This window comes from Nonomuraea sp. NPDC049486 (assembly GCF_040676925.1).
Classification (GTDB): Bacteria; Actinomycetota; Actinomycetes; order Streptosporangiales; family Streptosporangiaceae; genus Nonomuraea; species Nonomuraea ferruginea.
Map to the genome: position 1 here is coordinate 254,532 of NZ_JBFAPV010000004.1, position 12,946 is coordinate 267,477.

Consider the following 12,946-nt stretch of genomic DNA (forward strand, 5'->3'; position numbering starts at 1 on the left):
TCGGCCGGTGGGCATCCCTTGTGCCGATCGCGGCGAGTATCCGGGCAAGCCCATCCTGCGGAGGAACCTTGCGCCTGCTCTGGCCCGCCCTGCTCGTGCTCGCCACGTCCTGCGGCACCGCCCCGGCCGCTCCGCCGCTGCCCGAGGTGAAGGGCGCGTTCGGCGCCAGGCCGCAGGTGATCATCCCGGCCGGCAAGCCCGGCCGCACGACGCGGGTGGCGGAGCTGGAGCCGGGCGGGGGGCGGGAGACGGCGCCCGGCGACGTGGTGCTGGCCGACGTCGAGCTCCGCCTCTGGCGGGGCAACCAGACCCGGGCGAGCACGTACGGCACCCACCGGCCGATCGCGGTCGTCCTCGACGGGCGGCCGATCCCGCGCGTCTGGCGGGAGGCCGTCGTAGGCCGGCCGGCGGGCAGCCGGCTGCTGCTGGTCGGGCCCGCCGCGCAGGTGCTCGGCCCGGACCTGGACCTGGACGCGGGCGACCTGCCGCCGGGCGAGCCGCTGGTCGCGGTGGTCGACATCCTCGGCGGCTACCCGCCGGACGCCCGGCTGGTCGGCCGGCCGCTGCCCTCGCCGCCCGCCGGCCTCACGCCGGACGACCCGGCCCGCACGCTCATAGGGGGTTCGGGAGAGGCCGTGCGGGCCGGGTCGAAGGTGGTGGTGCAGTACGTGGCCGTCGACTGGCCGTCGAGGACCCTGGCGGACTCCTCGTACCGCACCGGCGGCCCCGCGGCCTTCACCCTGACCGGGGACGGCGCGCCGGCCGGCTGGGTGGAGGGGCTGCGCGGGCAGCGGGTGGGCGGCAGGGTCGCGTTCGGCTCGCCGCCCGAGGGGTTGCTCTACGTCGTCGACGTCGTGGACTGCGTCGACTGCTAGCCGCAGTGCTCGAACGGGCTGTCGTAGGTGGACGAGCCCGCCTTGCCGCCCCACTTGACGCACTTGCCGGCCGCCTGGGCGGTGACCGGGCCCGCGTAGTAGGAGAAGTTGCCCGAGTCGGTCTTCCTGGCGCTGCCCTGCACCTCCAGGTAGGCGCTGGTGGCGGTGGCCGTGCCGAGCGAGGTCCGCTTGATCGTGGTCACGCAGTTGCTGCCCGTGGTCGTGTTGTAGAGCAGGTAGACGGTGCCCGCCGTGCCCAGCGCGGCCGAGTCGATGACCTTGAACCCGCTGCCGCACACCTTCTCCGGCGTGTGCGGGTTGACGCCGCCGCCGGTCACGTAGCTCATGTACTTCGCCCAGTCCCAGTGCGGGCCGGGATCGGCGTGGTCGTTGCCGGGCACCTCGACGTGGCCGACGATGTGCGTGCGGTCCTTCGGGATGCCGTACCTGTCGGCGATGTCGCGGGTCAGCGCGGCCGACGCCCGGTACATCTGGTCGGTGAACCACGAGGCGTTGTCGACGAACCCCTCGTGCTCGATGCCGACGGAGCGCCGGTTCCAGTCCTTCGCGTGGAAGGCGCGGTCCTTCTCCCGCACCATCTGGGTGATCTGCCCGTCGGACGAGCGCACCAGGTAGTGCGAGGACGACTTGGCCGCCGGGTTCTGGAACCACGAGATCGAGCCCGCGTAGGTGCCCTGCATGACATGGACCACGATCCGGTCGATGCGGTCGCTCGACGGGCGGCTGGAGACCGCGTAGTTGGCGCTGTTCGCGGCCACCCAGAGCGCGCCGGGGTAGTCCACGGCCGCGGCGAGGGCGTGCGGCTGCTCGGCGTACTCGCCCTGGTCGGGCTGGACGGCCCGGGGCCTCACCTGGACGCCCCGGGCGTCCACGCCGGCGGCGAGCGTCTCGTACACCGCGTCGGCGTAGATCCTGGCCGTGGCGTCGTTCGCGGCGTGGGCGTACGCGGCCACGGCCGGATACCAGCGGCCGAGGTCGTCCCGCTGGGCGGCGCTCAGCCCGAGCGCGTCGGCCTCGGCCCGGAGCACGGCCGCGCCGCCGAGCACGTTGGCCGCGTCGTCCGACTTGAGCGCGGCGACCGGCTTGGAGGTCAGCTTCGCGGCCTGCTCCAGGGTCTTGGCGGTGGGGTTGCTGACCAGGTGCATGATGCCGTAGCCGCCGCTGGCGCTGGGCTCGCCCCGGTGACCGTCCAGCCGGGACTCCGCGTACGCGAGGGCCACGAGCAGGTCGCGCGGCACGTCGTAGGCGGCCGCCGCGCGGTCGAACGCCTGCGCCAGGGGGTTCTGGGCGGTCTCGGTGGAGGCGTGCGCGGCCGTCGTGCCGGACAGCGCCAGCAGCCCGGCCACGATGAGGATCTTGGACTTCACGTCACTTCCGCTTCGGAGAAGGGATGGGGAAGGGAACCGCCCCGCCGCGGGTGCGCGGCGGGGCGGAGAGGCTCAGCTGCCGCAGTGCTGGAACGGGCTGTCGTGGGTGGACGAGCCCGCCTTGCCGCCCCACTTGACGCACTTGCCGGCCGCCTGGGCGGTGACCGGGCCCGCGTAGTAGGAGAAGTTGCCCGAGTCGGTCTTCCTGGCGCTGCCCTGGACCTCCAGGTAGGCGCTGGTGGCGGTGGCCGTGCCGATCGACGAGTGCTTGATCGTGGTGACGCAGTTGTTGCCGTTGGAGGCGTTGTAGAGCAGGTAGACGGTGCCCGCCGTGCCCAGCGCGGCCGAGTTGATCACGCTGTAGCCGGCGCCGCAGACCGAGGTCGGGGTGTGCGGGTTGGTGCTGCCGCCGCCGCAGTTGCGCGAGGTCACCGTCTGGTTCGGGTAGCCGAAGGTGACCCCGTTGAAGACGGCCTTGCGGACGTTCGACGGGTAACTGGTGCCCTGGCGGACCTCGTAGTGCAGGTGGGCGCTGATGTTGTTGCCCGGCTTGCTGGTCTTGCCCACGGTGCCGATCTTCTGGCCCTGCGCCACCGACTGGCCCACGCTGACCGAGCGGGCGTTCAGGTGGGCGTAGTAGGTGGACCAGCCGCCGCCGTGGTCGATCTTGACCAGGTTGCCGAAGCCGTTCGTCGAGCCCTGGTGCGAGGAGATCACCACGGTGCCCGACGCGGCCGCCACCACGGTGTCGCCGAGGTCGGCGTCGGCGCTGCCGCCCCGGTTGAAGTCGATCTCGTACGACTGGTGGGCGCTGCTCGCGTTCGAGTTGCCCGTCCACGCCTGGCCGCAGGGGAACGGCAGCTGGAAGTCGGTGGCGAGCGCCTGCGCCTGCTGCGTCTCCGCCTGCCTGTCGGCGGCGGCCGCGGATGCCGTGCCGAGGCTCATCAAGAGAGCGGCTCCGGCCACGATTGCTCCGCTGATCTTCATCAGGTGATCCTTTCGGGGGCGATCTCTCTCACCCAGGGTCGGGATAACCCGTACAGAAAGCGTCCAGAACCGGTACAACAAGCTGTCAGGCCTCATAGAGGAGCTGATGCGGTCATGACGGTCACCTTTCATGTGCTCGGACCGCTGGAGGTACGGTCGGCGGGTCAGCCGGTCCGGATCTCCGGCAGAAAGCCACGCCTGCTGCTCGCCACTCTGCTGCTGCACGCCAACCACGTGGTCGGCGCCGACGACCTGGTCGAGGTGCTCTGGCCGGAGCGCGCGCCCCGCTCGGCCCTGGCCAATCTGCGCACCTACGCCAGCTCGCTCCGGTCCGACCTGGCCGGGACCGGCGAGGAAGCCGGCAGCCGGCTGCGCGGCGAAGGCTCCGGCTACGCGATCGACGTGCCCGGCGGCGCGCTCGACCTGCTCGCCTTCGAGGAGCTGGCCGACCAGGCGCGCTACGCCGACGCGCTCGCGCTCTGGCGCGGCGCGCCGCTTGCCGACCTGCCGGGCAGCCCGCTGTGGGACCGCCGGCTCGAACCCCTGCACGGCTTACGCTTACGCGCCGCGGAGGAGCTGATCGGCCAGCGGCTCGGATCGGGCGACCACGCCGGGGCGGTGAGCGAGCTGCGCGGGCTGCTGGGCGAGCACCCCTACCGGGAGGACCTGTGGTCCAGGCTGCTGCTGGCCCTGCACGGCGGCGGCAGGAGGGCCGAGGCGCTGCGCACCTACGCCTCGGTGCGGGCCAGGCTGGTGGACGAGCTGGGCGTGGAGCCCGGCACCGAGCTGCGCCGCGCGTACGAGACGATCCTCGCCGACGAGCCGGCGCCCGCCGCGCCGCACCAGCTCCCGCCCGACGTGCCCGACTTCATCGGGCGCGAGGCCGAGCTGGCGGCGCTGGCCGGGCCGTTCCCGCTCGCGACGATCTCCGGGCCGCCCGGCGTGGGCAAGTCCGCGCTGGCGGTACGGGCCGCGCTGGCCCTGCGCACCCGCTTCCCGGCGGGCCAGCTCTACCTCGACCTCGACGGCAGGGAGCCGGGCGACCTGCTCGCCGAGGCGCTGCGGGCGCTCGGCGTGGAGTCGCCGCCGCCGACCGTGCGGGAGCGCTCGGCCCTGCTGCGCTCGCTGCTCGCCGAGCGGCCGATGCTGCTGCTGCTCGACGACGCGCTCGACGCCGCCCAGGTGCGCCCGCTGCTGCCGGGCAACGACAGCTCCGTGATCGTGACCAGCAGGCGCCGCATCACCGAGCTGCCCGGCGCGCTCCACGTCGACCTGGCCGAGCTGCCCCAGGAGGAGGCCCTGCTGCTGCTCGGCCGGATCGCGGGCGCCGACCGGGTGGCGCGCGAGCGCGCCGACGCGCTGGCCATCGTCGACGCCTGCGCACGGCTGCCGCTGGCGCTGCGCAGCGCCGGGTCCCGGCTCGCCGGGCGGCCCGGCTGGTCCCTGGCGGTGCTCAGGCAACGCCTCCAGGACGACAGGCTCGGCGAGCTGAAGGAGGTCCGCGCCTGCCTGGAGCGCAGCTACCGCCACCTGCCGGCCGAGGCCGCCCGCACGCTGGGCACCCTCGGCCTGCTCGGCGCGCCCGCCCAGCCCGGCTGGGTGGTCGGCGCCGCGCTGGACCGGCCCCGCGCCGACGACGTGACGGACCTGCTCGTCGACGTGAACCTGCTGGAGGTGGCCGGCACCGACCTCGTCGGCCAGCCCCGCTACCGGTTACCCGACCTGATCCGCCGGCACGCGCTCGAACGCGGCCCCGACCCGCAGGGCGTGGCCAGGGTGCTGGCCGCGTGGACGACGACCACCGAGCACGCCATGGCCAGGCTGCCCACCACCGTCTTCAGCCTCACCGCCGCCGGGGCGCCGCGCTGGCGGCTGCCCGAGCAGACCCTGGACCGGCTCACCGCCGACCCGCTCACCTGGTTCGAGACCGAGCACGAGGCGCTGGCCGGCGCGGTGTCCGTGGCCGCCGAGGCCGGTCTCGCGGCCTCCGCCTGGGGGCTGGCCGCCGCCATGGTGCCGTACCTCGACCTGCACTGCCACCTGGACACCTGGCAGCGCACCCACGACGTCGCGCTGGCCGCCGCCCGCGCCGCCGGCGACACGTACGGGGAGGCCGCGATGCTGCGCGGCCTCGCCCAGGTCGCGCTCTACCGGGACCGGTACGAGGAGGCGGCCGAGGGCTTCACCCGCGCCCGCGGGCTCTTCCGTGAGCTGGGGGACCTGCGGGCGGAGGCCACCTCGGTCTGCGGGCTGGGCGCGGTCAGCCAGTTCAGCGGCCGGCACGCCCGCTCGCTCGACCAGTTCAAGCAGGCGCTGGCCATGTTCCTCGCGGCGGGCGACCAGCACGGCGAGGCGTTCACCCGGCAGGCCATCGGGCGGGCCTGCATCAAGGCCGGCGACCTGGCGCAGGCGTCGGAGTCGCTCGGCCAGGCGATGCGGCTGGCCCAGGACCTCGGCGACGCGCACCGTGAAGGCTGCGTCTGCCTGCAGATGGGCACGCTGCACCGGGCCATGTCGTTCCACCGGCACGCCCTGGAGATCTTCGAGTCGCTCGGCGACCGCCACTGCGGGGCGTACGCGCTGCAGAGCCTGGCCGGGTTGCAGGTGGACCGCGGCGAGCTGGCCCCCGCCTCGGCCGGGCTGGAGCGGTCGCTGCTGGTCTTCCGCGAGCTGGGCGACCGCAGCGGCGAGGCCTCCGCCACCCAGCTGCTCGGCGAGCTGCACCGCTCCGCCGGCCGGACCGGCCTCGCCCTCGGCTACCTCGAACACGCCAGCCTGCTGCGCCGCGAACTCCCCGCCTGAACCGCGATCGCTCCGGGTCAGCCGTTCGTCAGCCGGCGGAAGAGCCACTTGAAGCGGGAGCCGCCACCGCGCGCCGAGCCTTCCAGGGCGGCCAGCGACTCCTCCGCGGTGGGGCGCTTGGCCGGGACGAGGTCGATCATCCGCCGCACCACCTCCGGCACGTCCGCCCGCCCATAGGCGTCGGCGCTGGTCGGCAGCGCGCCGGTCAGGAGCTGGTAGGCGATCACGCCCGCCGCGTACACGTCGGCAGCGGCGGTCATCCGGTCAGGACGCTCCTGGCACTCGGGCGCGACGTAGTGGGCGTCGAGCACGTTGTGGAGCTCGTGCACCACCGTGTAGTCGCGCGGCCCCGGCTTGGCGTAGTCGAACCCGGTCAGCACCGCGTGGCCGTCGTCGGTCACCAGCACGCTGGCCGGGGTGAGCGCACGGTGGATCACCCCGTGGGCGTGCGCGTGGGCCAGGCCGCGCAGCATGTCCTGGATCACGCCCAGCCGCTCGCCGCTGCCCAGCCGCAGATGGAGAGCCTGGCCGTGGACGTCGTCGAGCACCAGCACGAACCGGCTCTCGTCGTCGATGGCGAAGAAGTCGCGCGAGCGCACCACGCACGGGTGGGGAGGGATGCGGGCCAGGGTCTGGTAGGCGTTGGCGATGCGCTGCCGCTCGGCCGCCCTGGACGCCTGGTCGGCGAGCGGGTCGGCTTGGTAGACCCGGAGCAGCACGGTCTCGCTGCCCGGCAGCGTGGCGTTGAACGCGCGGTATTCGGTGACCCGCGCGTCGCCGCCGAGCTGCTCCTCGACCTCCCAGTTGCCGAAGCGAGGAGGCGTGGTGCTGCGGCGTACGGTCTGGTTGAGCGCGTCGAGCACGGCGGACAGGTAGGGGCGCACGTCGGGGCTGCAACCGCGCCTGACCCTGGAGACGTCGCCCAGCGTCGCGATCAGGCCGGACAGGTCGGTGACGTTGACCGCGTCGCGCCCGGCCGGGTCGACCAGCCGCGCGTCGGGGGAGGTGAGCACCACCAGGCTGTCGACGTAGACCCGCTCCAGCTGGGTGGCCCGGGAGACGAGCAGGCCCTTGAGCGCCTTGGCGGTGCCGCGCAGCTTGGTGACCGGTGAGCCGAACGCCTCCCTGCGCGGCGGGAACCAGCGCGAGCCGGACACCTCGATGCGGCCCCTGGTGCCCTTGACGTCGACGACCACCAGCGCGTGGCGGGTCAGCACGATCAGGTCGACCTCGTAGACGTCGTCGCCGCGCGGCACCTCCACGTTGTGCAGCAGGAGCCAGTCGGCGGGCGCGTTGTCTCTCAGGAAGGCGATCACGCGCCGTTCGGCGTCGTTGACCGGCCTCCCGCCCCCGACGATCTCTGCCATGGCCCTATCCTCGCACGAAATGGATTGACAACATACTGTCGAAATGACAGTATGTTGTCATGAGTGAAGCGAAGAGAACGATCCATGTGGCGGCTTACGACACCATGGCCGACTGGGAGGTCGGGCACGCGACGGCTGAGCTGCGCACCGGCCGCTTCCACCGCGACCGGAGCGGCTTCGAGATCGTCATGGTGGGTCTCACCCGCGACCCCGTCACCACCATGGGCGGCCTGCGGGTCACGCCCGACCTGGCGCTCGACGAGCTCTCGCCCTCGGGGAGCGCGCTGCTCATCCTGCCCGGCGCCGCCACGTGGGACGAGGGGGACGACCTCACGCCGTTCGCCCGCACCGCCCGCGCGTTCCTCTCGGCGGGCGTCCCGGTCGCGGCGATCTGCGGCGCCACGGCCGGTCTCGCGCGGGAGGGCCTGCTCGACGGGCGCGCCCACACCAGCGGCGCGGTGCAGTACCTGGAGGCCCAGGAGGGCTACTCCGGCGCCGCCCGCTACGTCGAGACGGACGCGGTCACCGACGGCGACCTCATCACGGCGGGCCCCACCGAGCCGGTGGCCTTCGCCCGCGAGATTTTCCTGTGGCTCGACGTCAACCGGCCCGAGATCGTCGACGCGTGGTACCGGCTGTTCTCCCGAAGCGACGCCTCGGCGTACGAGGTGCTGATGTCGGCGTGAGCGGCGCCTCGCCCGAGACGGTGGAGCTGCTGTCGGACGCCGCGCTCACGGTCTTCCGGCTCAACGGGCAGTTCCTGGAGGTGGCCGAGTCGCTGGCCCGTCCGGCCGGGCTGACGGCCGCCTGGTGGCAGGTGCTCGGGGCGGTGCTGCGTGAGCCGTTGCCGGTGGCCGGCATCGCCAGGGTGATGGGCATGACCCGCCAGGGCGTGCAGCGGGTCGCCGATCTGCTGGTGGAGAAGGGCCTGGCCGAATACCTGCCGAACCCGGCGCACAAGCGCGCCAAGCTCCTCACCCCGACCGATGAGGGCAGGGCGGCCGTCGCCAGGATCGTCCCCGGCCACCGGGAGCTGGCCGCCGCCCTGGCCGCCGAGCTGGGCGCGGACCGCTTCCACGCCTGCGTGGAGTCCCTGCGGCGGCTCAGCGCCGCCATGGACCGCATCCAGCGGACCTCCTGAGCCTCACCAGTCCGGCTCCACGCCTGGGCGGACGGCGCCGATGTAGGTGGGCCTGTCCACCGGTTCCACCCGTACGGTGGCGCCGGTGAACGGGGCGTTGACCATCCGCTTGCGGTTGATCGCGATGCCGACGTGCTCCGGCCCGCGGCGGCGCGGGTTGCTGTCGTAGAAGACCAGGTCGCCGGCGCGCACCTCGTCCCTGGGGATCCGGATCCCGTCCTCCCACTGTCTTTGCGAGGTGCGGCTGATGGTCACGCCCACCCTGGCCCACGCGTACTGGGCCAGGCCCGAGCAGTCGAAGCCCCAGGTCTTGGCGCCGCGCCCGATCCCGTAGCCGGGCCCGCTCGTGCCGCCTCCGCCCCACGAGTACGGCAGCCCGATCGCTTCCAGGGCGGCGTCGGCCACCACCCGGCCGGGCCGCGGATACCACGGCCGGTCGTCGTAACATTCGACCGCGTACGGGTCGAAACAGTCGTGTGCCATTGCCGTGGCGGAATTCAGGGTTCCGGGAAAAGTGCACGCCATGGCCGTGGCGATAAGTATGCGTACTGCCCGCATCTGGATATTCACCGCTTCTGCATTGTCGGTCACGCCGATCCTCGCCGCCGGCGCGGCACCGCTCGTCCCCTGATGAATGCTCCCGGCCTATAGGCATAAAACGCCCTTTAGCCAGGCCGGATGCACGTATGGCGACAAGCTGAAAATGCGTCCACAATGGCCCACGACAAAAGTGGATCAGCTCGGACATATCACCAATAAGAAGCGGCAGGAGATATTCGCTATCCCGAAAAGGGCTTGGTTTTTCCGTGAGCGCCTCCGCTCGCCCGCCGGTCGAGGCGCGGCCCCGCCCGTTCACGAGATGGTGTGAATACGGTCATTTCATGGCGAAGATTACATAAGTCGGCATATTGCGTGTATTGTGGGCAGCGGCCGGTGTTTCGGCCGCAGGGCTCGCCGGCAACCCCCTGAGACCGAGTGGGGGTGTGCGCATGATGAGCGATGACATGGGGCGGCTGCTCTACCAGGACGCCCAGCTGCGGATCATCGCGCGGAGCGGTTCGACGGCCGTCCTCCTGATGGGCGAGGTCGACGTCACCAACAGCCCGGCGCTCGAACGTACCCTGCGATCCGCGTGGGAGGGCGGCGAGCCGCTGACCGTCGACACCGGCGCGCTGACCTTCGTCGACCTGTCCGGCCTGCGCGTGCTGGTCATGCCCGCGGTGCCGCCCGGCCGGCGGTGGATCCGGCTGGTCAACGTGACACCGTTCCAGAGACGGCTGATGGGCCTCATGGGCTGGCACCATGAGGCCCGCGCGCAACCGCTGGTCTAGATCACCGACAGGGCCGCCGTGCCCAGCCCCGTCGGCCCGGACGGCAGGCCGCGGAAGGGCCGGTTGTGCCGCCGCAGGGACTCCTCGTCGTAGCGGCGGCAGTCGCGGTGCCAGACGAGGATCCCGGACATCCAGTTCTCCAGGTCCCGCACGTAGCCGTCGAGCGCCTGCCCGGCCCGCTCGTCCAGCCCGAGGTCGGCGCGGAGCACCGGCAGCTCGTGCGCGGCCACGTGCTGGAACTGCCGCATCCGCGACTCCATCAGGTCGACCACGATCCGCAGGCCCTCCGGATAACCGCAGCCGAAGAAGCTCTGGACCACCAGCACCCCGTTGTGGATCTCACCCTCGAACTCGATCTCCTTCTGGTACGAGAACACGTCGTTGAGCAGGCAGGCGTAATCCTGCGCGGCGTTCTCCAGCGACTTGAGCGGCCCGCTCGCGTACACCTCGGGAGGGATCTCGTCGGCGCGGGCCAGCCGGCACAGGCTCATCGTCAGGTCGGAGCCGAACGTCAGCCGCCGCATCTCGACGTAGTCGACCGGTTCGGGAATGCGGTGCGCCGCCTGGTTGGCCAGCTCCCACACCCAGCTCTCGGTCATGTCCTCGACGGACCGGCGGAACGCGCGCCGCGCCGCCTCGCTCATCGGCCCGGCCGAGCGCCGCCACAGGTCGGCCAGCGAGCGCTCCAGCGCGCTCGCGGGCGTCGCGAAGGTGACGCCGTCGAGCGGCATGAACCCCGGCAGCCGGGCCACCGCGGCCCGCGCGGCGACCAGGTTGCGCCCGAACACCTTCGGGAAGTAGTCGTCGCCGTACGTCCCCCAGGCCAGCCAGGCCGACGACAGGTCCAGCTCCTCAGGCGTGGCGTCCGGATGGATGCCGGCCGCGCACAGCGGCAGGTCGTAGTCGGCGAGCTTCTCCTCGTCCCACACGGCCACGTCGAGTATGCCCATCCGGCGAGCCCACGCGGCCAGGTTGCGCCGGGCCCCCTCCAGGTGCGGGGAGAGCCGCGCGGTGAACGGCATGAAGAGGTCGGGCACCCGGGCCGGCCCCACCCGCTGGTACGGGACGTGCTGATGGGAGCGGAACCGGTGGAGCCCCAGCGACGCCATGCCGAGCCCCGGCCCCGGTGTGGCCTTGGTGTAGCGGCTGGACCGGGCGTGCCACTCGTGCCCGCCCGACTGCCAGTCCTGCAGCCCCTTGACGTACGCCAGCACGCCGCCGCAGCTGACCGGGTCGATCCGGTGCTCGGCCAGCAGCGGCCCCAGCTCGGTGGCGAAGGTGTGCTCGAACTGCTGCAACCGCGCCGTGAGCAGGTCGTTGACCGCGTCCGCCGCCTGCTGCGTGGTGCACTCCAGGAACGTCTCCAGGACCAGCACCCCGTTGCTCAGCTCGCCCTCCTCACCGGTCTCCCGCTGGTAGGAGAACAGGTCGTTGCGCAGGTGGACCCCGTCGGCGAAGGTGTCGCGCAGCACCCGCATCGGCCGCGACCCGGCGATCACGTCCGGCACCTCGGCTCCCACGGCGTGCTCGACCAGCCCGGCCGACCAGGGCGCCCCGCCGACCTTGCGGCGCATCTCGATGTACTCGACCGGGTTCGGCACCCGGCCCGCGTTGATGTTGGACAGCTCCCACAACGACTCGTCCAGGAGCGCCTTCGTGCTCTCGGCGAACCGCGCACGCCACCCGGGCGACGTCCCCGGCACCGTGCGCGCCCACAGGTCGGCCAGCCCCGCCTCGACCGGGTTGCCCGGCTCGGGCACGGCGGCCCCCTGCTCCAGCGGCATGAACGCGGGCATCCGGTCCAGGTAGGCCTTGCCGCCCTCCCGGTCGCCCGGCCGCTTGAACACCTCCAGGAAGTGGTCGTCGAAGAAGAACACCCACACGTACCAGTCGGTCACCAGGCACAGCTCGGCGGCGTCGCAGTCGGGATGGGTGTACGCGCACAGCAGCGCGTAGTCGTGGGCGTCGAGGTCGTCGGTGGTCCAGACGCCCGAGCCCTCCAGCATCCCCATGCCCCGCGCCCACAGCCTGGCGTGGGTCCTGGCCTCCTCCAGATGCGGGTTGAGCCGCGCCGGATGCGGCAGGTAGAAGTCCGGCATGTCGAAGCTCACCCGTACACCTCCACGCCGTCGAGCACGCCGAGCGCGTCGGGGACGAGCACGGCGACCGAGTAGTAGGCGCTGACAAGGTAGGTGGTGATGCCCCGCTCGTCGATGCCCATGGCCCGGACGCTGAGCCCTGGCAGGTGCTCGTCGGGGATGCCGGTCTGGTGCAGCCCGACCACGCCCTGATCCTCCTCGCCGGTGCGGAAGGCCAGGATCGAGCTGGTGCCCGACCGGCTGATGGGGATCTTGTCGCAGGGCAGGATGGGCACGCCGCGCCAGGCGGTCATCCGGCTGCCATCGACCTCGACGCTGTCGGGGTAGACGCCCGTGGCGCTGCACTCGCGGCCGAACGCCGCGATGGCGAGCGGGTGCGCCAGCATGTAACGGGTCTTGCGCCGGCGGGTCAGCAGCGCGTCCAGGTCGGACGGGCCGGGCCGCCCCGAGCGGGGGGCCAGCCGCTGCTTGGGGTCGGCGCTGTGCAGCAGCCCGAACCGGGGGTTGCCGACCAGCTCGCGCTCCTGCGCCTCGCGCACCGCCTCGACGGTGAGCCTGAGCTGCTCCTTGGTCTGGTCCATCGGGTCGCTGAACAGGTCGGCGACCCTGGTGTGGACCCGCAGCACGGCCTGGGAGACGCTCAGTTCGTACTCGCGCGGGCTGGGATCGTAGTCGGGGAACGTGCCGGGCAGCCGCGGCTCCCCCCGGTGGCCGGACGCCAGGTCGATCGCGACCTCCCCGCGCCTGTTCAGCGGGCGCGGGTCGGGCCGCTCGGGTGAGGGGGTGAGCCGGCGGTTCACCCGGTAGCTCCCCGCGGAGAGCTCCACCCACGGCAGCGCGCGCAGCAGCCACCGGGGGGAGCTCTCCTGCGTATGGGGAGCCGTCTTGGTCGTCGTGGCCAGCGTGCGAGCCCCGGGCGTGCCGAGGCTCAGCGGCCGTTCCAGCTCGGTCAACCG

General features: G+C 72.6%; 11 protein-coding genes. 5 read left to right on the forward strand and 6 right to left on the reverse strand.

The genetic code is table 11. The features are described from left to right. Nucleotides 1-68: 68 nt before the first annotated feature. A complete protein-coding gene (locus AB0K05_RS13660; RefSeq protein ID WP_271275983.1) occupies nt 69-875 on the forward strand; it encodes an FKBP-type peptidyl-prolyl cis-trans isomerase in 807 nt (268 codons plus the stop codon). Here the strand turns inward: AB0K05_RS13660 and AB0K05_RS13665 are convergent. Together AB0K05_RS13665 and AB0K05_RS13670 are read right to left on the reverse strand one after the other, a co-directional pair. Beyond that, the gene (locus tag AB0K05_RS13665; RefSeq protein WP_364229180.1) at nt 872-2,263 is read right to left on the reverse strand and encodes a peptidoglycan recognition family protein; all 1,392 of its coding nucleotides are present in this window, start codon (nt 2,261-2,263) and stop codon (nt 872-874) included. The two genes, AB0K05_RS13660 and AB0K05_RS13665, sit on opposite strands and share 4 nt — an antisense overlap. A gap of 72 nt (nt 2,264-2,335) precedes the next feature. Then, complete coding sequence (locus tag AB0K05_RS13670) at nt 2,336-3,250, reverse strand: M23 family metallopeptidase (protein WP_148035572.1); 915 nt, start codon at nt 3,248-3,250, stop codon at nt 2,336-2,338. Nucleotides 3,251-3,364: 114 nt separating this feature from the next. On the opposite strand from AB0K05_RS13670, the gene AB0K05_RS13675 reads away from it, so the two are divergent. Beyond that, nucleotides 3,365-6,052 carry a BTAD domain-containing putative transcriptional regulator gene (locus tag AB0K05_RS13675; RefSeq protein ID WP_364229182.1) on the forward strand — a complete coding sequence of 896 codons (2,688 nt, stop codon included), beginning with the start codon at nt 3,365-3,367 and terminating at the stop codon, nt 6,050-6,052. A 17-nt stretch (nt 6,053-6,069) separates the two neighbouring features. Here AB0K05_RS13675 and AB0K05_RS13680 read toward each other — a convergent pair whose 3' ends face one another. After that, nucleotides 6,070-7,419: an NERD domain-containing protein kinase family protein gene (locus tag AB0K05_RS13680; RefSeq protein ID WP_148035570.1), complete on the reverse strand. Its 1,350-nt coding sequence runs from the start codon at nt 7,417-7,419 to the stop codon at nt 6,070-6,072. A gap of 59 nt (nt 7,420-7,478) precedes the next feature. Between AB0K05_RS13680 and AB0K05_RS13685 the strand changes: the two genes are divergently transcribed. Both AB0K05_RS13685 and AB0K05_RS13690 read left to right on the forward strand, forming a co-directional pair. Beyond that, on the forward strand, nt 7,479-8,105 hold the full coding sequence (locus AB0K05_RS13685; RefSeq protein ID WP_364229185.1) for a type 1 glutamine amidotransferase family protein: 627 nt from the start codon (nt 7,479-7,481) through the stop codon (nt 8,103-8,105). After that, on the forward strand, nt 8,102-8,560 hold the full coding sequence (locus AB0K05_RS13690) for a helix-turn-helix domain-containing protein (RefSeq protein WP_271275987.1): 459 nt from the start codon (nt 8,102-8,104) through the stop codon (nt 8,558-8,560). The genes AB0K05_RS13685 and AB0K05_RS13690 overlap by 4 nt, the downstream gene beginning before the upstream one ends. A gap of 3 nt (nt 8,561-8,563) precedes the next feature. On the opposite strand, the gene AB0K05_RS13695 is transcribed toward AB0K05_RS13690, so the two are convergent. Further along, nucleotides 8,564-9,043, reverse strand: coding sequence for an NlpC/P60 family protein (locus AB0K05_RS13695; protein ID WP_187281517.1), 480 nt, complete (start codon nt 9,041-9,043; stop codon nt 8,564-8,566). 506 nt (nt 9,044-9,549) lie between these two features. Between AB0K05_RS13695 and AB0K05_RS13700 the strand changes: the two genes are divergently transcribed. Next, complete coding sequence (locus AB0K05_RS13700; protein WP_364229188.1) at nt 9,550-9,891, forward strand: STAS domain-containing protein; 342 nt, start codon at nt 9,550-9,552, stop codon at nt 9,889-9,891. Here AB0K05_RS13700 and AB0K05_RS13705 read toward each other — a convergent pair. Then, the gene (locus AB0K05_RS13705) at nt 9,888-12,002 is read right to left on the reverse strand and encodes a terpene synthase family protein (RefSeq protein WP_364229190.1); all 2,115 of its coding nucleotides are present in this window, start codon (nt 12,000-12,002) and stop codon (nt 9,888-9,890) included. The genes AB0K05_RS13700 and AB0K05_RS13705 overlap by 4 nt on opposite strands. Then, nucleotides 11,999-12,943 carry a family 2B encapsulin nanocompartment shell protein gene (locus AB0K05_RS13710; protein ID WP_364229192.1) on the reverse strand — a complete coding sequence of 315 codons (945 nt, stop codon included), beginning with the start codon at nt 12,941-12,943 and terminating at the stop codon, nt 11,999-12,001. The genes AB0K05_RS13705 and AB0K05_RS13710 overlap by 4 nt, the downstream gene beginning before the upstream one ends. Nucleotides 12,944-12,946: the final 3 nt, after the last annotated feature.

Excerpts from the sequence above, each read along its gene's own strand:
- AB0K05_RS13700 (WP_364229188.1), top strand. The coding sequence starts at position 9,550 with ATGATGAGCGATGACATGGGGCGGCTGCTCTACCAGGACGCCCAGCTG.
- AB0K05_RS13670 (WP_148035572.1), bottom strand. The coding sequence starts at position 3,250 with ATGAAGATCAGCGGAGCAATCGTGGCCGGAGCCGCTCTCTTGATGAGC.
- AB0K05_RS13685 (WP_364229185.1), top strand. The coding sequence starts at position 7,479 with ATGAGTGAAGCGAAGAGAACGATCCATGTGGCGGCTTACGACACCATG.
- AB0K05_RS13695 (WP_187281517.1), bottom strand. The coding sequence starts at position 9,043 with ATGGCACACGACTGTTTCGACCCGTACGCGGTCGAATGTTACGACGAC.
- AB0K05_RS13680 (WP_148035570.1), bottom strand. The coding sequence starts at position 7,419 with ATGGCAGAGATCGTCGGGGGCGGGAGGCCGGTCAACGACGCCGAACGG.
- AB0K05_RS13675 (WP_364229182.1), top strand. The coding sequence starts at position 3,365 with ATGACGGTCACCTTTCATGTGCTCGGACCGCTGGAGGTACGGTCGGCG.